Source organism: Candidatus Kapaibacterium thiocyanatum (assembly GCA_001899175.1).
Classification (GTDB): domain Bacteria; phylum Bacteroidota; class Ignavibacteria; order Kapaibacteriales; family Kapaibacteriaceae; genus Kapaibacterium; species Kapaibacterium thiocyanatum.
This window is the reverse complement of record MKVH01000024.1, coordinates 364722-387914: the sequence shown is the minus strand read 5'-3', so window position 1 is coordinate 387914 and position 23193 is coordinate 364722. Positions and strand designations below refer to the sequence as shown.

The 23193-nt window shown below is 60.3% G+C and carries 17 protein-coding genes and 1 other annotated feature; of the genes, 4 read left to right on the top strand and 13 right to left on the bottom strand.

Annotated elements, in window-relative coordinates:
- The first annotated feature begins 6 nt into the window (after positions 1-6).
- On the top strand, positions 7-2343 hold the full coding sequence (locus BGO89_10265; protein ID OJX57349.1) for a penicillin-binding protein 1C: 2337 nt from the start codon (positions 7-9) through the stop codon (positions 2341-2343).
- A 2-nt stretch (positions 2344-2345) separates the two neighbouring features.
- Complete coding sequence (locus tag BGO89_10260) at positions 2346-2927, top strand: hypothetical protein (GenBank protein OJX56900.1); 582 nt, start codon at positions 2346-2348, stop codon at positions 2925-2927.
- On the opposite strand, the gene BGO89_10255 is transcribed toward BGO89_10260, so the two are convergent.
- Both BGO89_10255 and BGO89_10250 read right to left on the bottom strand, forming a co-directional pair.
- Complete coding sequence (locus BGO89_10255; GenBank protein ID OJX56899.1) at positions 2913-3392, bottom strand: hypothetical protein; 480 nt, start codon at positions 3390-3392, stop codon at positions 2913-2915. The genes BGO89_10260 and BGO89_10255 overlap by 15 nt on opposite strands.
- Positions 3393-3430: 38 nt before the next feature.
- Positions 3431-5821 (bottom strand): hypothetical protein, encoded by a 2391-nt coding sequence (locus tag BGO89_10250; GenBank protein OJX56898.1) that lies wholly within the window; start codon positions 5819-5821, stop codon positions 3431-3433.
- A gap of 65 nt (positions 5822-5886) precedes the next feature.
- Positions 5887-5986, bottom strand: a binding site (TPP riboswitch).
- 145 nt (positions 5987-6131) lie between these two features.
- Between BGO89_10250 and BGO89_10245 the strand changes: the two genes are divergently transcribed.
- Positions 6132-7394 (top strand): UDP-N-acetylglucosamine 1-carboxyvinyltransferase, encoded by a 1263-nt coding sequence (locus BGO89_10245; GenBank protein OJX56897.1) that lies wholly within the window; start codon positions 6132-6134, stop codon positions 7392-7394.
- An 8-nt stretch (positions 7395-7402) separates the two neighbouring features.
- Positions 7403-8671, top strand: a complete 1269-nt coding sequence (locus tag BGO89_10240) for a hypothetical protein (protein OJX56896.1) — start codon at positions 7403-7405, stop codon at positions 8669-8671.
- Here BGO89_10240 and BGO89_10235 read toward each other — a convergent pair.
- From BGO89_10235 to BGO89_10185, 11 genes are all read right to left on the bottom strand, one after another.
- The gene (locus BGO89_10235) at positions 8655-9872 is read right to left on the bottom strand and encodes a hypothetical protein (GenBank protein ID OJX56895.1); all 1218 of its coding nucleotides are present in this window, start codon (positions 9870-9872) and stop codon (positions 8655-8657) included. The genes BGO89_10240 and BGO89_10235 overlap by 17 nt on opposite strands.
- The gene (locus BGO89_10230; protein OJX56894.1) at positions 9869-10666 is read right to left on the bottom strand and encodes a nucleoside triphosphate pyrophosphohydrolase; all 798 of its coding nucleotides are present in this window, start codon (positions 10664-10666) and stop codon (positions 9869-9871) included. The genes BGO89_10235 and BGO89_10230 overlap by 4 nt, the downstream gene beginning before the upstream one ends.
- An 83-nt stretch (positions 10667-10749) precedes the next feature.
- Complete coding sequence (locus BGO89_10225; protein ID OJX56893.1) at positions 10750-12114, bottom strand: hypothetical protein; 1365 nt, start codon at positions 12112-12114, stop codon at positions 10750-10752.
- Positions 12111-13373: a hypothetical protein gene (locus BGO89_10220; protein OJX56892.1), complete on the bottom strand. Its 1263-nt coding sequence runs from the start codon at positions 13371-13373 to the stop codon at positions 12111-12113. Before BGO89_10220 ends, BGO89_10225 begins: the two co-directional genes overlap by 4 nt.
- Before the next feature lie 15 nt (positions 13374-13388).
- Complete coding sequence (locus tag BGO89_10215) at positions 13389-14372, bottom strand: 1,2-phenylacetyl-CoA epoxidase subunit A (protein OJX56891.1); 984 nt, start codon at positions 14370-14372, stop codon at positions 13389-13391.
- Positions 14373-14405: 33 nt separating this feature from the next.
- Positions 14406-15029 carry a hypothetical protein gene (locus BGO89_10210; protein OJX56890.1) on the bottom strand — a complete coding sequence of 208 codons (624 nt, stop codon included), beginning with the start codon at positions 15027-15029 and terminating at the stop codon, positions 14406-14408.
- Positions 15030-15034: 5 nt separating this feature from the next.
- Complete coding sequence (locus BGO89_10205; GenBank protein ID OJX57348.1) at positions 15035-16336, bottom strand: hypothetical protein; 1302 nt, start codon at positions 16334-16336, stop codon at positions 15035-15037.
- Between the two features lie 90 nt (positions 16337-16426).
- The gene (locus tag BGO89_10200; GenBank protein ID OJX56889.1) at positions 16427-19873 is read right to left on the bottom strand and encodes a hypothetical protein; all 3447 of its coding nucleotides are present in this window, start codon (positions 19871-19873) and stop codon (positions 16427-16429) included.
- 42 nt (positions 19874-19915) lie between these two features.
- Positions 19916-21001 (bottom strand): hypothetical protein, encoded by a 1086-nt coding sequence (locus tag BGO89_10195; GenBank protein ID OJX56888.1) that lies wholly within the window; start codon positions 20999-21001, stop codon positions 19916-19918.
- On the bottom strand, positions 20998-21873 hold the full coding sequence (locus tag BGO89_10190) for a hypothetical protein (GenBank protein OJX56887.1): 876 nt from the start codon (positions 21871-21873) through the stop codon (positions 20998-21000). The genes BGO89_10195 and BGO89_10190 overlap by 4 nt, the downstream gene beginning before the upstream one ends.
- A complete protein-coding gene (locus BGO89_10185; GenBank protein OJX56886.1) occupies positions 21870-23177 on the bottom strand; it encodes a hypothetical protein in 1308 nt (435 codons plus the stop codon). Before BGO89_10185 ends, BGO89_10190 begins: the two co-directional genes overlap by 4 nt.
- Positions 23178-23193: the final 16 nt, after the last annotated feature.

Below are 23193 nucleotides of genomic sequence, written 5' to 3'. Positions count from 1 at the left end.
TCAAAAATACAGGATTTTCGTGTCGTGAATGCTTTACGATCCGTCATCAATTCCCGATGGGGCCGCCGGACGCTCCTGGTCCTTTCACCACTGCTCCTGTTCCTGTGCTGGGACCTGATCGTTCCGTTCAGGACCGACATCCCCTATGCGCGTGCAGTGACCGACGTTGACGGACGAGTTCTGACGATATTCTTGAGTTCCGACGACAAATGGCGGCTTCCCACCGAACTCGACGACATTTCCGAAGACCTGCGCATGACCATCATCTACAAGGAGGACAAGTGGTTCCGCTGGCATCCCGGCGTCAATCCCGGGGCCCTCCTACGTGCAGCATGGAATAATGTTACGACGGGGAAAAGAACGTCGGGTGCATCGACGATCACGATGCAGGTCGCGCGCCTTCTCAATCCCAAACCTCGAACCTGGTACAACAAGGTCCTCGAAATCGTCCATTCATTCCAGCTCGAACTGCATCATTCGAAGGACGAGATCCTGCGGCTCTACCTCAACCTGGTTCCCTACGGCGGCAATATAGAGGGCGTGAAGGCAGCATCCGTGCTCTTCTTCGACAAGATGCCGAAGCGCCTCAGCCTTGGTGAGATCACGACGCTGGCCATCATTCCCAACCGTCCGACCTCGTTACGTCTCGGCGCTGCGAACGGGGCCCTCCAGAACGAGCGAGACCGCTGGCTGCGCCTGATGTACGACGACGGTGAGATAGGCCAGGACGACTACGACGACGCCGTCCGCGAGCCGCTCGTCGTACGCCGTATCGAGACGCCTCGCAAGGCATGGCATCTCGCCGTGCGGCTCCGTCAGGCCGACCCCAATGCCGTGACGATCCGTTCCACCATCCGCGCGGAGATGCAGGACCAGGTGGAAACGCTGGCCTACAATCATATCCAGCGCCTGCGCCCCTACGGCATCTACAATGCGTCCGTCGTCGTCGTGGACAACAGGACGATGGATGTCGTGGCCTACGTCGGCTCCGCCGACCCCACCGACGTCGAGCACTCGGGGCAGGTAGACGGAGTACGGGCCGTACGGTCACCGGGTTCCACGCTGAAGCCCTTCGTCTACGGCATGGCCTTCGACCGCGGCCTGCTCACACCGAAGACGATGCTTTCCGACGTCCCGGTGAACTATGACGGCTACGCACCGGAGAACTACGACCGCCACTTCAACGGTGCCGTATCGATGGAGCAGGCTCTGGCACGTTCGCTGAACGTACCGGCCGTGACGACGCTCCATCAGGTGGGCGTCGCGGCCTTCGTCGATGCCCTGGCGCGTGCAGGATGCACGTCGATCGGACGGAAGAGGAAGGACCTCGGTCTGTCCGTCATCCTCGGTGGATGCGGCACGCGTCTGGACGAACTCGTCCGCCTCTACGCGGGCCTCGCCCATGAAGGCGAGATACGTCCCCTGCGATGGATCCACGGCACCCCACGATCGTCCGACACCGTACGCCTGCTCAGTCCGGGCGCCGCATGGATCGTCACCGAAAGCCTCACGCAGCTCACGCGGCCCGATCTTCCGAACGGCGTGGAGGCCGGAGCGCGCATACCGAAGATCGCATGGAAGACCGGCACCTCGTACGGACGCAGGGATGCGTGGAGCATCGGCTACAACAGACGCTACACGATCGGCGTATGGGTGGGCAACTTCAGCGGCAACGGTGTCCAGGACCTCACGGGATCGACGAGCGCCACGCCATTGCTCTTCGACATCGTCAACACCATCGACCGTTCGCAGGATGACCGGTGGACGGCCATGCCGCAGGAACTCGACGAGCGCCTTGTCTGCAGCGTAACGGGCCTTCTGCCGGCGGATTCCTGTCAGGACCGCATCATCGACGTCTACCATCCCGGCGTCTCCAGCGGCAAGCGGTGCGAACATCTCAGGGAGATGGCGATCAGCGCGGACGGCCGCATGAGTTACTGCACCTCGTGTCTCCCCCCGACGGGCTATCGGCGCGTCATCTATCCCGATCTACCCCCTCCCCTCCTCGCCTTCTATCGCGGTGAGAACATTCCCGTACGCATCCCTCCTCCGCACAATCCATCGTGCACACGGATGTTCACCGATGGAACCATCGGCATCGTGAGCCCGTTACCCGGGAAGGAATACATCCTCGAGACCGACGGCGAGTCCAGGCTACAATTGCGTTGCGCAACGATGAACGACGTCGAGACGGTCTATTGGTATCTTGACGATGTCTTCCTCACCTCCGCTCCTTCGTCGGGCGTCGTCTTCATCGAACCGGGCAAGGGACGTCACGAGGTGAGCTGTCTCGACAACAAGGGACGTTCGACGAAGGTCGCATTCACCGTACGGTACTGGTAACCATGAAAACGATCCGTCTGCTGCCGGGATATACGCTGGTCGATGTCGATCCGGCCACGTTCGGAGCACTGTTCCGCGAACGCCGTGCCGAGATGTTTCCTCATAGCCTCGAATTCGATGCGGAAGCGGCGCTCAGTGCGCAGGAGCGTCAGCGGAAACGCGAGCTGGCGCAGGACATGCCTGCGATGTATTCGATACGATGGGCCATTCGCCATGGCCGCCGATTCATCGGCTGGACCTACGGATTCCAGGAGAATGCCGAGCGGTTCTACATGTGCAACACGGCCATCGAGCGGGAGCACCGGGGAAAAGGTCTCTACTCCGCCCTGCTACCTCATGTGCTGCGCAACCTGGGTGAACACGGCTTCCAGGTCGCCTACAGCCGGCATGCCGCGACAAACAATGCCGTGATCGTTCCGAAACTCAAGGCCGGCTTTCACATCACCGGCATGGAGCTGTCGGATCGTCACGGCACCATGGTTGTCCTGTCCTATTTCTTCAACGACCTTCGTCGTCAGGCTCTCCACTTCAGATCGGGCGAAGTACGCCCCGGACCGATCCTCGCGGCATTACTTCAATCCTAGAGCCCTGTGCATTTCATCTCCGTAGTCCGTCAGGATCTCGTCTCCGGCCTTGATCGGACGGACGGCGACGACCCAGATGCGCCCCTTGTCGGAAACGTATTCCGCATTGGGCTTGCGGCGCGAGCCATGATAGTCGCACGCATAGCGTGCGATACCACATGACGTCTTCGCAGCGTCGAGGACGTACCTGCTGTTGAGCTCGATGCCGTAGGCTCCGAGCGCGTCGTCGTCGTATTTGAGGTTATACTCCTTCTGCGTCATCTTCTCGCCGTAATATTCGACGATATGTTCTCCCAGAGCGAAGGGACGCAGGGCGAACAATCCCAGACCTGCGCCCGGGATATTGCTCTTCGCGACCTTCAGTCCGTATACGTCCTGCGTATGCTTGCCGCAGTACGGATGGGTAATCGTCGTCATACGCTTGCAACGACCGTTGGGACCTTCGTAGGCACATTGTGCCGTCACGGGAATGGAGTGTCTCTTCATAGGGCGCGAATATACGCCTAGAGGACAAGCTCCGCACCGACGAAGATATTTCGTTGTGCCGCCGGGAAGAATTCCTTGCCGTTTCCGCCGGCGATGTAGCGATGATCGAAGAGGTTGTTGACCTGAATATTCAGCCGTACGGACTTCAGTATCGCATACGATGCGTTGAGGTTCACGACCGTCGCGGCATCGATCAGGTTATCGTCATAACCGGTGGCATTCAGCACCATCGTCCGGTATTCTTCCGAACGGTTACGATCACCGAAGTTATCGGTATACATCCTGCCCATATGCTTCAACGTGGCGATCGCACGGAGATCGCCGACGGAATACGTGAGCCCGACATTGGCGAGCAGATCCGGAAAACCGGCGATCGGATTGTCCTTCAGCGACATCGTCGAAGCGTCCGTGACGAAGGTGAAGTCCACGATCCTGTTCCGGCTGATCGAAAGATTACCCCATACCTGCAGTGCACCCGCGGAGGCGGACGACAGCACCATGGCCGAGGCCTGGAACTCCAGGCCCATGTGCACGGTGCGCGGGGCGTTGCCTTCGATGGGCAGACCGAAGATGTCACGCTGGCCGTTCTTCACGAGCTCGTCGGTGAAGTTCATGTAGTATCCGGTCACGCTGCCCTTGAAGCGTCCGACGGCGATCGCCCACTGCGCTTCGATATCGAGCATGTGCTCGGGCTTGACGAGGGGCTTGCTGAAATCGTAGCGTGTGACGCCGCCCGTCGTATCGACGGCGAAGCGGGGCGTAGGACCGTACCACGAATCGGATGCCGCATAGAGGTTGTTGCGGCGAGGCTCGCGTGACGTATAGGCCACTGCGACGAAGGCATTCTGTTCTTCGTTGATGTTCCAGTTGGCGCCGATGCGCGGATTGGCGAAGAGGTAATGGACGTTGAAGAGGTCGCCGCCGTTGCCCACGACTCCGTCGACGCCGTCATACTGCGTGAATTCGCCGTTACGACGTTCATTGGAGAGATTGTATCGATGCGATACCACCTGGAGTTCGGTGTTCACCGTGAAGTCGTCGGCCACGGCCCATACCTGACGTGCGAAGCCGGAGATCACGTCGCGGGCGCCATTGTACGAATAGAACTTGGCATCCGGATCGTAGCCTTCGGGGAGACCTTCTGCATAGCGGATCTTGCCCCAGTGATCGCTGCGATGGATGCGGAACTCGGCACCGGCGGTCAACTGGCCGTAGGCATTGTCCCACACGATACGCGGGATCCAGCCCCCATGACGATTGTCGACGTTGGCCCGTACGATGGCGTTGGCGAAGCCGGGAGCCTTCGTCGGGTCGATACCGAAGGAGCTGGCCGAGGCCCAGGAAGCATCGTAGTCGAAGAAGCCTTCACCGGAGTAGTAGAACAGCGACGACTTGAAGGTGAGGCCCTCGGCGATATCCCAGTCGTTCAGCAATTCATAGTGGGGCTGCGAGAAGTTCTCCACTTCCTGTGGCCGGCGCGTGGCCGTATAGGACAACGTGCGGCCGTCGGCTTCGTAGCCGAAGTCGCTGAGATTCCGGCGACGCAGGATTGGATCGAGCGCCCATTCCTTCGGAAGTCCCGTATAGGCCAGGCCATCCGCGACAGGCCCGCCGAAGACGTTGATCTGCGTCGTCACATGATCGTCGAAACGGGCCGCGCTGAAGAACCAGCTGGTGAGTTCGGAGAACGACTGGTCACGATAGCCTTGCGAGTTGATGCGCGAGATACGGCCGTAGACGGCATAGCGGTCGATCATTCCCGACGATACTTCCAGCGAATACTTCGCAAGGGCCGGCTGGACACTGCGCGTGAAGGGATCGACGGTATTCTGTGCCGACGGCAGGCCTTCCTGCCAGCCCACACCGGTCGTGATCTTGACCTGGCGCTGGCTCGCGAAGTTCGACGTGGTGAGGTTCACGCTGCCGCCGATGGCGGCGGCTCCGTAGTTGACCATCCCGGCACCGCGCTGGACCTGGATGTTCTCGACGTTGCTCGCGAGATCGGGAAAGTTGATCCAGTAGACGTTGTGGTCTTCGGGATCGTTCTGCGGAATACCATTCACCAGAACGGCGATGCGGCGCTGATCGAAGCCCCGGATGGACAGATTACTGTAGCCTACGGCGTTGCCGTTCTCGGAATAGAACATCGTCGACGGCATGTCGGCCAGCAGCTTCGGCAGATCGTTCACCGTATGGGAGAGATCGAGGTCCGCCCGGGTGATCTCGCTGAAGACGACGGGCGTCTGCCGTTCTCGCGCACGGAGCGTGGTGACGGTCATGCTCGGCACCGAATAGATACGGATCGTATCGCGTTGACTGCGGACTGAATCGGCTTCGGCAGCGGCCGCAATGGATGGAGTGAAACAGGCCGCCAGCACCGTGGCGGCAAGGGCAAGACGTGGAGACATGGGACGGTCCCTGAGTGTGTGTGACACAAGAGAACGTCCGTTAGAACGGTAGGCAGGATATCCTTGAAGGAAGGATTCCGTTTCCCTTCGCCGGCATTATCCGGATCAGGTACCAGAGTATGATCTCAGCCGCCCGTACTTCGGGCAGCACCTCTAACGGAGCGCACGAACTTCGGCAAAAAACGTCTAACGACAATGAAGGATACCTGCCGTTCGTTCCATCGCTCACTATCTTTGCAGCATTCGTCCGGCGCCGAAGCGGCATATCCGTCACGCGCCGATGCCCACACTTTTCGGTTGCCGATCATCCATGGACAAATTCATCGTCGAAGGCCCCGTGCGGCTTCAGGGCCGCGTGTCGATTTCGGGAGCGAAGAACGCTTCCCTGGCTCTGCTGCCTACCTGCCTGCTGGCTCCGGGCGTCTACCATCTGGGAAATACGCCGAACAATCGTGACGTATGGACGATGAGCCGCCTGCTCGGCTCGATGGGTGTCCATGCGGAACTGAACAACAACACGCTCCTGCTCGACTCGACCAACATCACGAGTCATGAAGCTCCGTACGATCACGTGAAGAAGATGCGGGCGTCGATCTACGTACTCGGGCCGCTCGTGGCACGCTACGGCGAGGCGCGCGTGTCCATGCCGGGTGGCTGCAACTTCGGTCCCCGCCCCGTCGACCTCCACCTCAAGGGTCTGGAGAAACTCGGCGCGGAGATCAGCCTCGAAGGTGGTTACATCATCGCGAAGAGCCCCCGACTCGAGGGAGCGCGTTTCCACTTCGACATCTCCAGCGTCGGAGCCACGGTCAACATCCTCACCGCAGCCGTGCTGGCCAAGGGGCACACCACGCTGACCAATGCGGCCGTCGAACCCGAAGTGACGTCCCTCGCACGCATGCTGGTGAAGATGGGCGCGAAGATCGACGGTATCGGCACGACGACGCTCGAGATCGAAGGCGTGGACGACCTCCATGCCGTCAACGAAGAGACGATTCCCGACCGCATCGAAGCCGCCACGTTCCTCATCGCCGCCGCGATGACGAAGGGCGACGTCATCCTCGACAACGTCAACCCCTATCACCTCACGTCCGTCATCCAGAAACTCGAGGATGCCGGCTGCGAACTGGACATCACCGGTGAGACGGTACGCATCACGATGAACGACGACCCCAATCCGGTCGACATCACGACGGCACCGTATCCGGGTTTCCCGACCGACACGCAGGCACAGTGGGCGGCCTTCATGCTGCGCGCCAAGGGTGCGGCGCGCATCACGGACAACATCTATCCCACGCGCTTCGGCTACGTTCCCGAACTCCATCGTCTCGGTGCCGACGTCGAAGTCGTCGAGAACACGGCCATCATCAAGGGTGGTCGTCCTCTCACGGGTGCAGCGGTGATGTCGAGTGACCTGCGCGCAAGCGTCAGCCTCGTGATGGCAGCGCTCATCGCCGAAGGACGTTCGGAAATCCTGCGCGTCTACCATCTCGACCGCGGCTACGAATCCGTCGAGAAGAAGCTGAATTCGCTCGGCGCGAAGATCAAGCGGGAACGCACCGAAGAGTTCTGAATCACGATATGACCAGGTATTCCGCACGCCATACGCTCTTCACCGTCATCTGCATGCTGCTTGCAGCGTACTGCGTACCACTTTCGGCGCAGTCGCAGATCTCGACGAAGAAGCGTGAGCTGGAACGCCTGCGTTCATCGATCACGGCAACGAAGAAGAAGATCGATGCCCTGAGCGGCAACGAGTCGAAGGCCATGCGGACTCTCGGCTCGGCCCAGCGTCAGCAGCACAGGGTATCTTCCTTCATCGCCACGCTCGAAGCTGAACTTCAGTCCCTGCAGGATTCGGCATCGACACTGGAAACGCAGATCGCCTCCACACGGAATGCATTGCAGAAGACGGAAGACGCCTATGAACGTGCGGCACGCAGTCTCATCGAACTGCGCGCCACGCGGAAAGGCCTTCCGCCCCGCTCCACGACGACGAACGAACTTTTCCGCTCCATCTCGGCACAGGTCTCGGCCTATCGCGCACGCATGTCGAGTCTCCGCGATTCCCTGGCCTCACAGCAGGAACTGCTGAACGAGTATGCGACGACGAAGAATCAGGTCCTGACATCCAAGGAACAGGAACAGCAGCGCCTTTCCTCCACCATCGCGGGCAGCCAGAAGCAGATACGCCGTATCCAGTCCGACAAACGCCTGCTGGTACAGGAACTGCAGAAGAAGAAGGAAAGCGCGCAACGTATGCGCTCGATCATCGGAGATCTGGTGGCCCGCGCCGAGCGCGATCGTCGTGCGCGTGAAGCCGCACGCGCCGCGGAGCGCGAAAGGAAGCGCAGGGAAGCCCTGGCGCGGAACTCGAAGAAGACGCCACGTGCGTCGGCGAAGCCAGGAAACCAGCCCATGGAAGACGATGTATCGACGGGAGGACCGATCACCGGCGGATTCGGGGCGAAGTCCCTTCCGTGGCCTACGGCTTCACGCGCACTGGTTCATGGATATGGCAGCTACAGTAATCCCGAAACCGGCACCGTGCTGGAGAATCCCGGTATCGACATCCGGTGTGCCCTCGGCACCAGCGTCCTGTGCGTCGGCGCAGGAGAGGTTTCGTCCGTAAGCTGGTTGCCCGGCTTCGGCTCCCTCGTCATCGTCGATCATCACAACGGTTTCCGCTCCGTCTATGCCAATCTCGCCACGGTCAACGTGCGGAGCGGTAGCACCGTACGTTCCGGGACGCTCGTGGGGACGAGCGGCGAGTCGGTGGACGGCACCTTCGTCCACTTCGAGTTATGGCGGGGACGTGAACGGCTGAATCCCCTTACCTATCTCCGCTGACGCCGTTCTCCAACTGGAGGTAGGAATCGATGGCCTGGGCGGCCGCATGGTTCTTCGTGCGACGATAGGCGCTTCCGAGCAGACCGCACATACGATCGCGATACTGACGGCGCCTGCCCTGTTCCGACACCTGAAGCCAGGCACGCTGTTCGTATGCACGGCGCAGCAGACGTATCACGCTACCCGGTGACCTGGCGCTGTCTGCCGCCGCTTTCTCGACAAGGCGCGACAGACGTCGTTCGTAGGTATCCTCGTTGATCTGCACACTGTCCAGACCGAGACGATGGATCTTGTGATCGATCTGTTTGTTGATTTCGTTGACGTTCTCCACGCTGAAGTCGTAGACCGTGAATTTCGAGATCATGGCGGGCTTCAGCCGGACCCATACGCGTGAGGCATCCGTTCCGAAGCCGTGGCTGCGCAGTTCGTCGAGGACGTTCGAGCAGGCATCGTAGGACAGGTTCGTCTCCACCAGTGCCAGTGCGGCTCGCAGGGCGAGATCCCCGATCAGGCCATCCGTCTTCTCGAAGTGCCTGAGCATGATCTGGCGCATAAACTGCCCCTGATTATAAACACGTTGAAAATCTCCGGCGCTATAGGCCTGACGCGACCGGAGCACACGCAACGTGCTCGCTGCGTTGTCCTTGTATCCGAGCATTTCGAGCAGGCCGATGGCCTGCGAGAATCCGAATTCGACGTAATAGTCGATCTTCGGCACGTTGGCGATCTCGCAGACTGCCTTCAGATAGGAGTTGCGTCCGCGATTCGCACGCACGTTCGTGAGTTTGTTCAATCCTGTCGTATCGTCGAATCCGGCATCGCTCGGCGTATCGCGTGGAATGGAGATGATTTCGACGAAACCCGAATCGAGGAAGAAGCGCACGAGGTGGTTGGCATCGGCATGGCCCATGGGATCGCCGAGACGAGAATCCACGCCGGTGACCATGACGTTCACGACCCGTCCGCCCGGTGTCGGGAAGTTCTGCTGCTTCAGCGTGATGGTGGTATCCGTGACATTGAACGTCACGGTATCGATACCGTCGGCATTCAGCCGTTTCGCCTTCTTCACGGTATCGGCCGCAGCCGTGTCACCCGTGGTGCGGGCTGCGTCGGCAGGCCGCTTATCGCTGGTATCCGATGTGCAGGCGGCAAGGGCCGCGATGATCGACAGAAGGAAGGCAAGGGTCAGTATATGCTTCATTTCTCAGCTCTTTTGGCCTCATCCCAGTACCGATCCATCTCTTCCAGATTCATGTCGGTCAGGGCTCTGTTGTGTTCGCGCGCACGCGCTTCGATATGTTGAAAACGGCGCATGAAGGTATTGATGGTCATGTGCAGCGAATCCTCGGCGATAATGCCTTCATGACGCGCCGCATTGACGAGGGCGAACAGGACGTCACCGAACTCACGCTTCACACCGCCCTTGTCGTCCGCATCGATCTCGACCTTCAGCTCCTGCAGTTCTTCGTCGACCTTCGCCCATACGTCCCTGCGATCGTGCCAGTCGAAGCCCACGTTGGCCGCCTTGTCCTGTACGCGCTGGGCGCGCAGGGCCGCTGGCAGGGACTTCGGCACACCGTCGAGGATCGACGTACGACCTTCGTTCATCTTGAGCTTTTCCCAGTTCTCCAGCACCTTGGCCTCGTTCTCGGCCACTTCGTCGCCGAAAACGTGGGGATGACGATTCACGAGCTTGGTGAATTCGTTATGGATCACGTCCCTCAGCGAGAAGGCACCGCGCTGCTCGGCCATCACGCCATGCATGACGACGTGCAGGAGGAGATCTCCGAGCTCCTTCGAGAATTCCTTGTCGTTGCCGGAAGAGATGGCTTCCAGCGTTTCGTAGGCTTCTTCTATCAGGAGATGGGAGATGGACTCGTGCGTCTGTTTCATGTCCCACGGACAGTCCGCACGCAGGATCCGTACGAGCTCCACGAAGGCCGCGAAATACTGAAGCGTATCCGACGGATCGGCAGGATGCGGAATGGGACGCATGACTTGATCGTGGAAATGATGAAAAAGACGACGAAGCCCGACGAAATTACGGAAACGGTCCGCATCATGATCAGCGGAACATGCTACATCGTATATCCCACACCGGCGAGCAGCCGCAGGCGCTGCCATCGGACCGTCGCCGGCCGATCGGAACCGTTGAGGATGTCGTCGAGCACGGTCGTGGCGACGGTGCGGGGAAACTCCGACGAACTGCCGAAAGCATAACCGAGTCCGGCCGTGACGGTGAAGGGCCCGAAGGCGAAGACCGCTCCACCGGTCAGATGGATGATGTTCCAGGTCGAGATGGCGAGCGATGCTTCGGCACCCGGATCGACGGCACTCATGTCCGAGACGATACTGAAGAAGTACGTCCTCAGATCGGTTGGCATGTATTCCAGTCCGATACCGGCGTTGAGCACACTGCGGAGTTGTTCGCGCACGACCGGTACGACGGGCGTTCCGCTGACGAGCGTGGTGTCCGGATGGGTATCCACGACGTCGTAGGAACGCACTCCATCGAACCATTCCGCACTGCAGTGCAGACGCATCCTGTTGCCGAAGAGATAGGCGGCACCGACCCCCACCGACATCGGCGAATTGTGGCGGGCGGCGATATCCCGTTGATCCGTCACCATCGATACATCCTTGATGGTGGAATCGAGAACGCTGAAGCCGATGACGTGGTTGGAGACGTAGGCATCGCCACTGCCGAGAACGTGCAGGCCCGGCGTGGTGAACGTGGCACCGAACGACCAGCGCCCGTAGTGGATGGAGACGCCGGCTTTCCAAAGCAGACGTGCGGCGAAATACTGAAGGTGACCGACGTCATCGAGACCGCTGACCTTGCCCTCGCGTTGCGTGAGGATGGCGCGCAACTCGCCACGACGGTTATGACTGCGGAAGGCACCGAACATCGTCACTCCTACGCTGATGTTGCCGTTGAGTGGGCGTGCCCATGAGATCCCGCCCCAGTATTCGGACATGTCCTGGGTGACGAAGATGTCCCGATACAGGCCATAGCGCTGGTCGTCCACGTCGAGCACGTCCTGACGTCTGTCGTTCAGGCGGAAGGAGAAGACCTGGCGAGCGAGCAGTCCGTACGTCCAGCGATCGACGAGCGTCGTATCGAACCGGAGCTGACCCGCCACCAGGCCACTCGTGGGATCTATACTCAGATAATCGATACTGCTGCCGCCGTCACCGGCATTGTTGACGCTCAGATTGCTGAGCTCGAAGACCTGCGTACCGAGACTGAGACCGGGCGATACATGCCCCCCGAGCGCTCCGGGATTGTAGAAGATGGCGCTGAGATCGCGGGCGCTGCCGATGACGGCACCACCGAGCAGCGTGCCCGACGTGCCGTAGTGGATATTCCAGTAGTGCGAGTCCTGGGCATGGACCGATACCGACGCGCATATCGCCAGCAGGACGAGGATGCGATGCATCATAGGAACAGCATCGGCAACAGGGTGAATGCCAGCAGGACGCAGAACGTGATCAGCATGCGCCATGCGAAGGCCGGCGTACCGCTCACGAGGGCGATGACGTTCTTCACGACGGCATTGGCTGCGATGGCGATGAAGATGGCATTGCGGGCCATGGCCGCATCGATGTGCCCACCGCGGAGGAGATCGGCTGCCGTCAGCGTGATGACGTCGGCATCGACCAGACCGCCGATCGCACTCGTCACCATGAAGGCCGAACCTCCATAGTACTGCGTGGCTGCCGTACTCACGAAGGAGACGGCCGCGAGCAGGACGGCGAAGAAGATCGCAGGAACGAAGGACAGCGGATTGCGCAGTTCCATCGGCACGGCTTCCTTGCTTCCGTTGCCTCGCAGACCGATGACGAAGCTCAGGACCACTCCAGCCACGAAGGCCGTCATCAACGGCACGACGAAGCTCCATGCGAGATCGGGAAGGAAGACGGCAAGCAGCACGAGCACGCGCGGAAACTGCATGGCGTTCGACAGTGTGGCGGCCTGCCAGCAACTGTTCAACTGCGTACCGTCACGACGTACTTCGCCGGCGAAGGCCGACGTCGACGCCGTCGTCGAGGCGAGGCCTCCGAGGATTGCGACGATCTTCTTGCCGAGCGAAGGACCAAGGAATTTTTCGAGGAAGTATCCGACCCATGAGACGCCCGTGACGAGAATGACGGCGGTCCATAGACCCGCAGGCGAAAAGAACTCGTTCGGGCCGTAGCGTCCGTTCGGGAGGATGGGATAGATGACGAAGATGAGGGCGAGGAACTTCACCGTATCGGTGAATTCGATATCGGTGATCGTCTCGCGGAAGAACTTCTTGACGCGCGCCTTCGCTTCGAGGACGAGGGTCAGCACGACTGCCAGAGCGATCACGACTTCGACGTAATCCGAAGCCGACGGCACGGACACCATATAGGCCAGGCCGAAGACGGCGAGGCCTGCCAGTTCCGTCGTGATGCCTACATGATCCCGGTCGCGTAGGCGCAGGGCGATGAGCATCGTCACGATGGCAATGACGCATACGATCGTCAGCCCCGTCACCTGCAGCCATCCGCAGACGAAGGCGATGGCTGCGATCAGCATCATGTCCCGCAGACCGATGCTGCTTCCCGTCTTGGCCGTTTCCCGCTGCGCGCCGATCAGCAGACCGATCAGCAAGGCCTCCATGAGTGCCACCCATGGATTCCACGCAGAGGAATTGAACAGGCCGTTCATACTCATCAGCCCGCAGGAAGGTTAGGACAACGGCACGACGTATTTCTGATTCGGCTTGGCGAGGGCGCGGCGCACCCATTCACCCTGTTCCTCGCTCATGCGACGCACGGCAAGACGTTCCTTGTTGCACGGGCCGTCGCCGTTGATCACACGCTTGAACTCGTCCCAGTCCGGATCCCCGTAGGCCCAGATACCCGTGACGGGATCCTTCTTCAGCTCGGGATCGGGCACGGTGAGCCCCAGTTCCCAGATCTTCGGTACGTACTGGTTGAAGAACTGCTGACGCATATCGTCGTTGGTGGCCATCTTGACCTTCCACTTCATGAGCTTCTCCGTATGCTGGCTCATGGTGTCGGGCGGACCGAAGAAGTGCATGATCGGACGCCACCAGCGGTTCAGGGCGGCCTGCACCATCTCGCGCTGCTTCGGCGTTCCGGTCGCGAGCGTCACGACGTTATCGTAACCGTACTTCAGGTGGAAGGATTCCTCCTGGCAGATGCGTTCGAGCGCACGGCAGTACGGTGCATAGGAGCCCTTCGAATTCGCCACCTGGTTGATGATGGCGGCGGCGTCGATGAGCCATGCGATCACGGCCGTATCGGCCCACGTCATCGCAGGATAGTTGAAGACGTTCGAATATTTCGACTTTCCGTTGAGGAGATCGTCGATCATCTTCTCGCGCGGCTTGCCGAGCGTCTCGGCAGCGCTGTAGAGAAGCTGGGCATGGCCCACTTCATCCTGGACCTTCGCCATGAGGGCCAGCTTCCGCTTGAAGCCCGGTGCACGGGTGATCCATGTTCCTTCGGGCAGGGCACCGATGATTTCGGAATGGGCATGCTGTTCGATCATGCGGACGAGCTGACGCCGGTATTCCTTCGGCATCCAGTCATGCGGTTCGATCTTCTCTCCGCGTGCGATGCGTTCCTCGAATTCGGCCAGCTTCCCGGCATCCTCGTCGAGCTGCTCCGCCGTGGGAGCTTCGACCATGCTCAGATTACCGTACATGACATTCTCCTCGATTACTTGCGTTGGTTAGCATCAGAATTTCCCGCTCTGCGCATGCTGATACCGCAGATGATAATATCCCATCGGCGTCAGCATCGTGGGATTGGCCTCCGCATCCTTGTAGATGCTCGTCACCTGGAACTTCACGTATCCGCCCTTGCCGGTACGGACCAGTACGACCTTGTCCGGACTCGGATTGATCGTATGTCGTAGTGGATCGTAGACGAAGAGTGCATTGGGGCACGTCACGCAGTTCGGCACGACGCGATTGGCGGCTGCGGTGTCGTCGGACCGCAAGGCAGGTGCCGCGTCGATACTGACGAAGCCTTCGAAGCGCGACGTCACGACGGCGCCTTGCGTCACACCGATGCCGACCGTTCCGGAATTCAGCTCGATGTCGACGGTACGCGTACGGCCCTCCCCTTGCAGGTAGGCGAAGCGTACGTCCCACTCATCGGTCGCCTTCTTCGAAGCCGGAACGATGGAATCGCCGTCGAACGAATAGTAGAGCCATCCCTCGGTACTGTCAGGACGCATGTTGGTCTTCGTCTGCACGACGGGTGCGGGCCCGGGGCCCGTCGTCGTGTCGCTGCTGCAGCCCGGCGCCAGGAGAACGGCCAGTCCGAGCATGCCGGCGATGATCGTCGTCTTCGTCATATCTCTCATTCCTCCTTCATCTTCATCACGGCAACCACTTCATTGCCGATCATGGTCCCATGCTGGGCACCGGCGTCGCAGGCGCGCCTGTAGTGAATACCGCCATACATTCTGGAGATGCCTGCTTCCTCGGAAGCGTGCTTGAAACTCTTGAACGAACGCGGCGGAAAGCCGAACGGCACTTCCGTGGAATCCACGAAGGGCATGTCGCCGAAGTGGTGGGTGAGCACCACGGCCGCAGCCGCCGTGATCGTACTATGACCGCTGGCATGCTCCGGGAACGGCGGCGTCTGCAGGAACGGTTCCCAACTGACGTCGATGTACTTGTTGATGTAGGTAACAGGACGAATCAGGTTGCTCTTGAATTTTTCCGCCCAGCACGCCGTGAATGCGTCGAACAGGGCGCTGGCCAGCATGGTATAGACTTCCATGCTCTTGACCATGCCCGTCTTTTCCTTCAGCATCACCTCCTGGGCGATGTTCATCCAGTGGCCACCGGGCGAGATCTGTCTGGAATTGTAGACGAAGTGCCCACGGTAGCTCGTGACCACGGGGTTGTCGTTCCAGAAGTTGGCGATCTCCTTCTGCTCCGGCGTCAGGTTCTTGCCCGTCATGTACACTTCGTAGGCGGCCTTGTAGAACGGAGAGCCCTTGCGTGTGCTGAACGGCACGTTCGGCTCCACGGGGAACTGCTCGGCCTTCTTCAGGACGATCGTACGGACCGTGCCGCAGTATGGGGAGAGGGGCTTCGCGAAGTTCGGTGGAGTCGGCTCCCAGCAGGAATCGCAACGAGGCCACTCCCAATCCGGCAGGCCCTGGGTGCGGGGGAAGCCATCGGCCTTCGCATAGGCGTTGATCGCCTTTCCGACGGCGGTGCCGAACAGTTTCGACCGCTCGAAGACGTCGGCGTCGACGACGCCCTGCAGCTTCTTGAACTGGACGTTGGCCAGGCTGTCGGAAAAGTTGATGCGGTAGAGAAGCTTGCTGCAGGCCGTCTGATAGGCGGCGATGGCGCTCACGCGCCAGTCATAGGTCTTGTTCTTGTCGGGTACCGGACATTCCTTGAATCCGTTGAGCTTGCCCACCAGGCTCACATAGCCGGGCTCGGCATAGAAGGCGGCCTGATATCCGGCGAGATTCGCGTAGGTATGGATACGGGCCGCGATGGGCGGACCGAAGCCATCCTCCATGATGACATCGATCACGAGACGATTCCACTCATGTACGAGCGTCGCACCGTCCAACTGTGCTGAAACCGGCATCCAGCTCATCAGAATGAGGAGCAGGAAAAGGCTGATCTGCTTCATGGGGTTCCGGAACCTGAACAACAAGACACGACACATCCGTCGCGGATGGCACGATCGCAAATATACTCTCCCGGAACGAGTCGGCGGCCGCTAGCGGCCGCGCTTCTGTCTGGATCGTGTCTTTTCCGACGGTGTGGAACGGGGTACGGAGTAGACTCCGGGGCCGGCCGACGGACTGTACAGGGTCTGGGATCCCGTTACCGTCGCACACGGGAATTCCCGGCGCATCCGGCGTCCCTTGGGCAGCGTGATGACGGCCGATGTCGGAGACGTCATGAGGCCGGGTGTGATCCAGCCGTACGGACTCGACACCCCACCTGTACGTCCCACGGGGAACGTGAAGGCCGACGGCACGCCGCCGTTGATGGCTGCGACGACCAGGACGGAATCGCCTCCCCACGGCATGGCCACCAGACCGCGGCCGACGTCGGGTACGACGAAGCCCGACGAATCGGAACGGACAGGTGCGAAGCCTCCCCTGCCATCGCCTTCCAGAACCAGACCGATGCCGGCATCGTAGCCGATGATCTCGGCGTCCGCGCCCTTGCTGTTCCCATCGAGAATCAGGTCCATGTCGTCGTCTCCATCGACGTCCATGGCAAGGATTCCGTAGACCGGAGAGATCTGGGCCATATCGGGGAGCGGACGGAAGGTGAATCGTTTACCCTCGTTCACAAGGACTCCGGACTGGAACGTCGATGTCGTCAGGCGGATCGCCGAGGCCGGCAATACAGCAGGCACGATATCGGCCATCGTGGCTTCCGACCATTTACTGAAGGACGTGAAGGTTCTCGTAAGGACGGGCATGTGTTGCGCTACGGCCATGCGCGGACGTTGCGGGCGCTGCACTCCGTCGACGTCATAGGATACGAGCGGATCGATGCTTCCGTTATCGTCGAAGTCCGCGGCGACGAGTTTCATGGGCGCGGCCTGCGACACCTTGAACCTGCTGTTGAGCCCCAGGTTTCCGAGAACGTAGTCCATGTCTCCATCGTTGTCGACGTCGACGGGCACGACGCAATTCCACCACCCGGTCAGCGTATCGAGGGCCAGGGCGGCCGTAACGTCCGTGAACGTCTTGCCGTCATTGCGCCACAACCGTGGTGCCATCCACAGGCCGACGACGAGGAGATCGGGATCGCCGTCGTTATCGTAGTCGGTCCATATCGCACCCGACGTCATTCCGGCCGTTGCGAGGCCGGGAGCGAGCCGATCAGTGACGTCGACGAAGCTCCCTTCGTCGTTGCGGAGCAAGGTGCTGCGGCAGGGTTGGGGGAACATCCCCGGTACGACGGAACCGCCGATGAAGAGATCGAGATCACCGTCATCGTCGAAGTCCGCCGCGGTAGCACAGGATCCGCTCGCCGTACCATTGGGAACGCCATTCGGCACCTGCGTGAAGCGTCCCTTGCCGTCGTTGAGATAGAGCCTGTCCTTCAGTTCCTCGTCGTCGAGATTGAACTCGTTCCCGCCCGTCACGACGAGCAGGTCGAGATCGTTGTCGTTGTCGACGTCGAAGAGCAAGGCCGCGACGTCTTCCGATTCCGTCGCCTCTTCCAGACCCGACGTCGTCTGCGGTTCGAATGTCTTCGACGCGGTCTGGAACAGGACCTGCGTTGCGGCATATTTGGCGCCGGTGCAGACGAGGTCGATCAGTCCATCACCGTTCAGGTCTCCGGCGGCGATACCGGGACCGTTCTGGGAGAACCGGTGCGGCAGGAGCCGTTCACGCTTGAAGTCGTCGTAGTAGTTCTCACGATGGCGGAAGGGCACCAGCGTCGCATCCTGGCGCGTCATCAACGGATGGACGCCGGGTTCGGGGTGCCACACCGTCGTACCGCCATACGTGGCGACGGCTGTCGTATTCACTCCCGGCTTCCCGACGACGGACCGCTGGCCGTCGGACCATCGTATGACCAGACTGTCGATCGACGTGATGCCACCGAGACCGATATGCATGACGGGGTCCACGCTCGACAGGTAGCCGCGTGTGACGTAATGCTCCCGCACGAGCTTCACGGCACCGGCATGCACCGTCACCCTCGCACCTATACCGTGTGTATTTCCGGGCTGGTCCTTCAGTGACAACCGCAGGTAGTTGTGGCCGTGGGCTCCGTCTTCGACCGTCATGTTCCGGTAGATGAAGGCCACCGTATCGGTGTTGTTGAGGACGAGGTCGAGATCGCCATCGTTGTCCAGGTCGGCGAAGGCCGCTCCGTTCGATACGACACTGTCGGCCAGTCCCGCCGTACCGGCCACGTTGCGCAAGGGCAGGGCACCGTCGTTGTAGAACATGTAGTTCTGCAACTTCGACCGGGGCATGGTCTTGTAGGAATCGGGAAGCACGTTCTTCGTCGCCTGCAGGTTGTAGGAATGATCCTGGTCCCCGATGTCCCGCTTCGTCCCGTTCGTGATGAAGATGTCGTTGCGGCCGTTATTGTCGAAGTCGGCGATCAGACAGGACCACGACCAGTCCGTCGCGGCCATTCCTGCCAGATAGCAGATGTTCGAGAAATGTCCATTACCCCGGTTGAGCTGATAGGTATTGTGGATGCGCTGCGTGCTGTCGAAGAAAGGGCTGTAGATACTGCCCCCACCGAGCTGCGTCATGCGGCGCTGGTGACGTTCTGGCAGCATGTCGAGCGTGACGACGTCGAGAAGGCCGTCGCCGTTGACGTCTCCGATATCGCTGCCCATCGACGCCCACGACATGTTCTGCAACGCCGACATGGCCCGTTCCCTGAACGTTCCGTCGCCGTTGTTGTAGTAGAGCTTGTCCCGTTCCTCGAAGTCGTTGGCTACGTAGATATCCGGCCAGCCGTCGTCGTCGAGGTCGCCGATGCTCACGCTCAGACCGTAGCCGATGTCCGAGATGCCGGCGCTTTTCGAGACGTCCGTAAACCGTCCGTTCCCGTCGTTGCGCAGTAGACGGTCCGATACGCCGGGATTCCAGTATCCCTGTCGACGTGCTTCGCCGTTGTTCAGAAGATAAAGATCGAGATCACCGTCACGATCGTAGTCGAAGGGAGCCGCCATGGTCGACATGGCATGGATGTCGAGTCCGGCCACCCTACCCTCCTCGAGGAAGGAACCGCGACCGTCGTTGACGAAGTAGAGATTCGGCTTGTAGCGTCTGCAGATGTAGATGTCCAGGTCGCCGTCACTGTCGAGGTCGGCCAGCAGGGCACCGGAGCAGTTATCGAACGATGAGGAAGGATAGTTGAGGGAAGCGGTCTGATCTTCGAAGCCCAGGCCCCCCTTGTTGACGTAGAGACGGGCTCCTACCTGCGTTCCGGTAAAGACCAGATCCACAAGGCCGTCGCCGTTCACGTCACCGGCTGCGACTCCGCAACCGTTGTAGGCGTAGAAGTCGTGTACGATGTTGAACGAATCACTCTCGGTGATCACGTTGGCGAACGTGATTCCCGACACGGACTCTTTCAGGCGCTCGAATCGCTGGGCAGCAGCGGTGCCGACGTCCAATACGGCTATCGTGATGGCAACGGCCAGCCCGGCAACCCCTTTCGAGATCTTCATAGGCCCCCTTGGCTCCACATCCCTTGTTTCTACATCTCTTCGTCAACTCTTCGTTCGAAGCAGAATGCCTATTCCGACAAGAAAGAACAGTGCATTCGCCGACCACGCGACAACCTCCACAGGCACCGGAAGGTTCACTCCCATGGCTTGGGATACTTTGGTGAACGCAATGTACACAAAACTGATGGCCATTGCCGCCGCAATCTGTACGGCAATCCCCCCCCTGCGCCGTACCGAGGCGAAGGGCACCGCCAGCATGACGACGATGAAGTTGGCCCAGGGGAAAGCCCATTGGCCGTAGTAGTCTATCTCCTGTTGACGCGTGTTCTTGCCACCTTTCTTCAAGGTGCCGATATAGTCCCTCAACTCGTCGAAATTCATCTCCTCTACGTTGCGCTGCAGACGCTCGATCTGGTCGTTGCGGATGGAGAACGGCGCCTTGACGCCCTGGACTTCATCGACGATGACGGAGTCGTTCCTGAAGGTACGCCGCAGACCTGAATCGATGATCCACCCTCCGCCCGCCGTATCCCAGCGCATGCCGGGCGCATCGATACGCCATACGATACGGGGAGACGTCACGCTCGAATACTCTTCGATGTTCACGCCACGTGCCGTACCGGTGCTGCCGTCGAAGAACTCTATCGAGACGTTACGCGTAGGCGTGTCCCGGAAATAGAGGTTGAACAGGGTCTGGGCTCCGGTACTGCGCTGAAGGTAGGTACGCTCGTTGGCGAACTTCCTCGCATTGGCCTTCGGCACCACCCAGCCGTTGAAGTAGAGCTGCCCCGCGCTCATGAGCATCCCGAGGATCATGAGCGGCAGCATGAACCGCAGGAGGCTCTGCCCTCCGGAACGCATGGCCGTGATCTCGTTGTTGCCCGACAGGCGGCCGACGGAGAACAGCGACGCCAGGAGCATGCCGATGGGGATGAGAAGCTTGAGGATGTTGGGCAGGAAGGAAAGGTAGAAGTCGACGATGACGCCGAACGTGGCCTTGTTGTCGAGGAAGTCGTCGAGACTCTCGAACAGGTCGACGATGATGAAGATCAGACAGAGTGCGCCGATGGAGAAGACGAGAGTGGATACGTACTGCCGCACCACGTAGCGATCGATGATCCGTATCATGCCGTCCGCCTCCTTCCCGCACGTCGGGCGGCATTGAGTCCCTGCCACCAGCATATCGCCAGTCCTCCGACTGCCAGGATACCGACCCACATGGCGAACTCCTCGGTCCGCACCGTGCCCATCCACGGCATCGTGGCAAGGATCGACGACCACGACACGGAGATCAGACCGACGGCGAGCGAAAGACCGATAGAACCCGTCACGATACCGATGAGAAGATGCGGGGCGGCCATGAAGGACGGTGTGGCCCCCATCGATGCGCCGATCCTCATGTCCTGCTCCGCACGATGCAGTTCACTGCGGAAGGCATGGAGCAGTGCCGTCATGAACAGGATGAACGACAATACGGCGGCCGCTCCACCAAGTATCATGACGTCACGACGACGGCTGTCGATGGCGCGGACGTAGTCGATGGGCCATACGACCTTGTAGACGTCGGGCCAGGAATCCTCGCAGGCCGAAGCCAGCAGCGTCATGGAACGTTCGTTCAAGGCTGCATCGGAAGGCCGCAGACGCACCACGTCGGGGACGTCGACGACGGTCCTGAGATCGTCGTCGAGGCGAAGGTCACGGGAGAATTCCGACCACATGCGTTCAGGTGTACGCCATTCAACTCCTCCTACCGAGGGCATGGTCCGCAACGTATGGACGAGGCTGCGGATCACGGAATCGGGCGTACCGGCATGCAGCATGACGTCCATCCGTACGTCCGCGGCCATCCGCTCCGTATCGCGCCAGGTACCCAGTGCCCATGCGGCACCGACCAGACACCATAGCGTACCGACGAAGGCCGTGAGCATCATCCTGATGCACGGTCCCCTGCGGCGCGCCATCAGCCGGCGCATCGACGACACATGGAACCACATCGTCATGACGCGCCACCTCCCCGCCTCAGACGTACGGCGTTCCGGGCATCGCCCACGATGCGGAACAGGTCCCTCCATTCGAAGTGTATCGTACGACGGATATGTGCGGTACAGAGGACTCCGACGACGATCGTATTGACGACCAGACCGAGCCCCACCCACTGATACAGTCCGGCGAAGCCGATAGCCAGTTGTACGATGACGCTCACGACCAGACCTATCGCCGAGTAACGCACGATGACCGTGCTGTCCCCCAACGCGCTGATGACGGATGCCATGAGGAAGAAGGGCATGCCGAGCGCAGCAAGGATCAGCACGTTGAAGTGCCCGACGGCGGCGGCGTACTTCGGACCGAGAAGCGGGATGATGACGTTACTACCACCGGATTCCAGAACGATCAGTGCGATGATGCAGGGCAGCAGGGTGACCGACATCGCCTTCGTGATCAGATGGCCCAGCTCTTCGTTCTTGTGTGCGGCATGCAGTCGTACGGCCGCAGGGTAGATGAGTACCGTGACCGCATCGAAGGCCTGTTCGAAGAACCGGTACAGGTTCTTGGCGGGATTGTAGACCCCGACCACACCGGTCCCGAAGAAACTCGCGATCATGAAGACGTCGAGCTGACGCGGCGTCGTACTCAGCGTCGTGGCGACCGCCAACGGAATACCGTACCGCAGGTAGTCGCGTACCGTGATGCCACCCGTCAGGCCGAAGACGAGTTCCCGATGCGTAAGGACGATGGCGCACAACGAACTGGCCCCCATTCCCACGAAGTCGATGAAGATGATATCCTCGAGCGAGTTCAGCGTCCCGTTATGCAGGGCCCATATCGTCATCACCGTGCGGATGCCGAACCATACCGTATCGACGATGAAGAGATCCCGCATCCGGAGATCGCGATAGATCAGCTTCAGACAGAACATCCGCGGCAGCGTGAGCAGGCAGTACAGCGGCAGCATGTCCGCCACCGTGGTGAATCGAGGCTCGTGGAAGATATCCGTGAGCGGTTGCTGCAGCAGATAGACGAGCAATACCGAGGCACCGACGATGAACGTATAGAAGACGAGGCCGATGGTGTTGACCTTCGGACGTTCTTCGGGCCGGACTCCGAACTGGATCAGCCCCTGTACCGCAGCACCATCGGAAATGATCATGATCCACGTGTTCAGCGCTACGAGAAGTGAGAACACTCCGTAGACGTCAGGGGAGAGAGCCTTGATCTGCTGAAGCTGGACGAGACCGTAGCCGACGTAGAGGACCTTGTCCGCCAGCGACCACGATATCTTGCCCAGGTGTGCGGTGATTTTCATGAAGGGCAAAAGTACG

Excerpts from the sequence above, each read along its gene's own strand:
- BGO89_10260 (OJX56900.1), top strand. The coding sequence starts at position 2,346 with ATGAAAACGATCCGTCTGCTGCCGGGATATACGCTGGTCGATGTCGAT.
- BGO89_10240 (OJX56896.1), top strand. The coding sequence starts at position 7,403 with ATGACCAGGTATTCCGCACGCCATACGCTCTTCACCGTCATCTGCATG.
- BGO89_10225 (OJX56893.1), bottom strand. The coding sequence starts at position 12,114 with ATGATGCATCGCATCCTCGTCCTGCTGGCGATATGCGCGTCGGTATCG.
- BGO89_10220 (OJX56892.1), bottom strand. The coding sequence starts at position 13,373 with ATGAGTATGAACGGCCTGTTCAATTCCTCTGCGTGGAATCCATGGGTG.
- BGO89_10230 (OJX56894.1), bottom strand. The coding sequence starts at position 10,666 with ATGCGTCCCATTCCGCATCCTGCCGATCCGTCGGATACGCTTCAGTAT.
- BGO89_10195 (OJX56888.1), bottom strand. The coding sequence starts at position 21,001 with ATGATACGGATCATCGATCGCTACGTGGTGCGGCAGTACGTATCCACT.
- BGO89_10245 (OJX56897.1), top strand. The coding sequence starts at position 6,132 with ATGGACAAATTCATCGTCGAAGGCCCCGTGCGGCTTCAGGGCCGCGTG.
- BGO89_10250 (OJX56898.1), bottom strand. The coding sequence starts at position 5,821 with ATGTCTCCACGTCTTGCCCTTGCCGCCACGGTGCTGGCGGCCTGTTTC.
- BGO89_10205 (OJX57348.1), bottom strand. The coding sequence starts at position 16,336 with ATGAAGCAGATCAGCCTTTTCCTGCTCCTCATTCTGATGAGCTGGATG.
- BGO89_10210 (OJX56890.1), bottom strand. The coding sequence starts at position 15,029 with ATGACGAAGACGACGATCATCGCCGGCATGCTCGGACTGGCCGTTCTC.
- BGO89_10190 (OJX56887.1), bottom strand. The coding sequence starts at position 21,873 with ATGACGATGTGGTTCCATGTGTCGTCGATGCGCCGGCTGATGGCGCGC.
- BGO89_10215 (OJX56891.1), bottom strand. The coding sequence starts at position 14,372 with ATGTACGGTAATCTGAGCATGGTCGAAGCTCCCACGGCGGAGCAGCTC.
- BGO89_10235 (OJX56895.1), bottom strand. The coding sequence starts at position 9,872 with ATGAAGCATATACTGACCCTTGCCTTCCTTCTGTCGATCATCGCGGCC.
- BGO89_10200 (OJX56889.1), bottom strand. The coding sequence starts at position 19,873 with ATGAAGATCTCGAAAGGGGTTGCCGGGCTGGCCGTTGCCATCACGATA.
- BGO89_10185 (OJX56886.1), bottom strand. The coding sequence starts at position 23,177 with ATGAAAATCACCGCACACCTGGGCAAGATATCGTGGTCGCTGGCGGAC.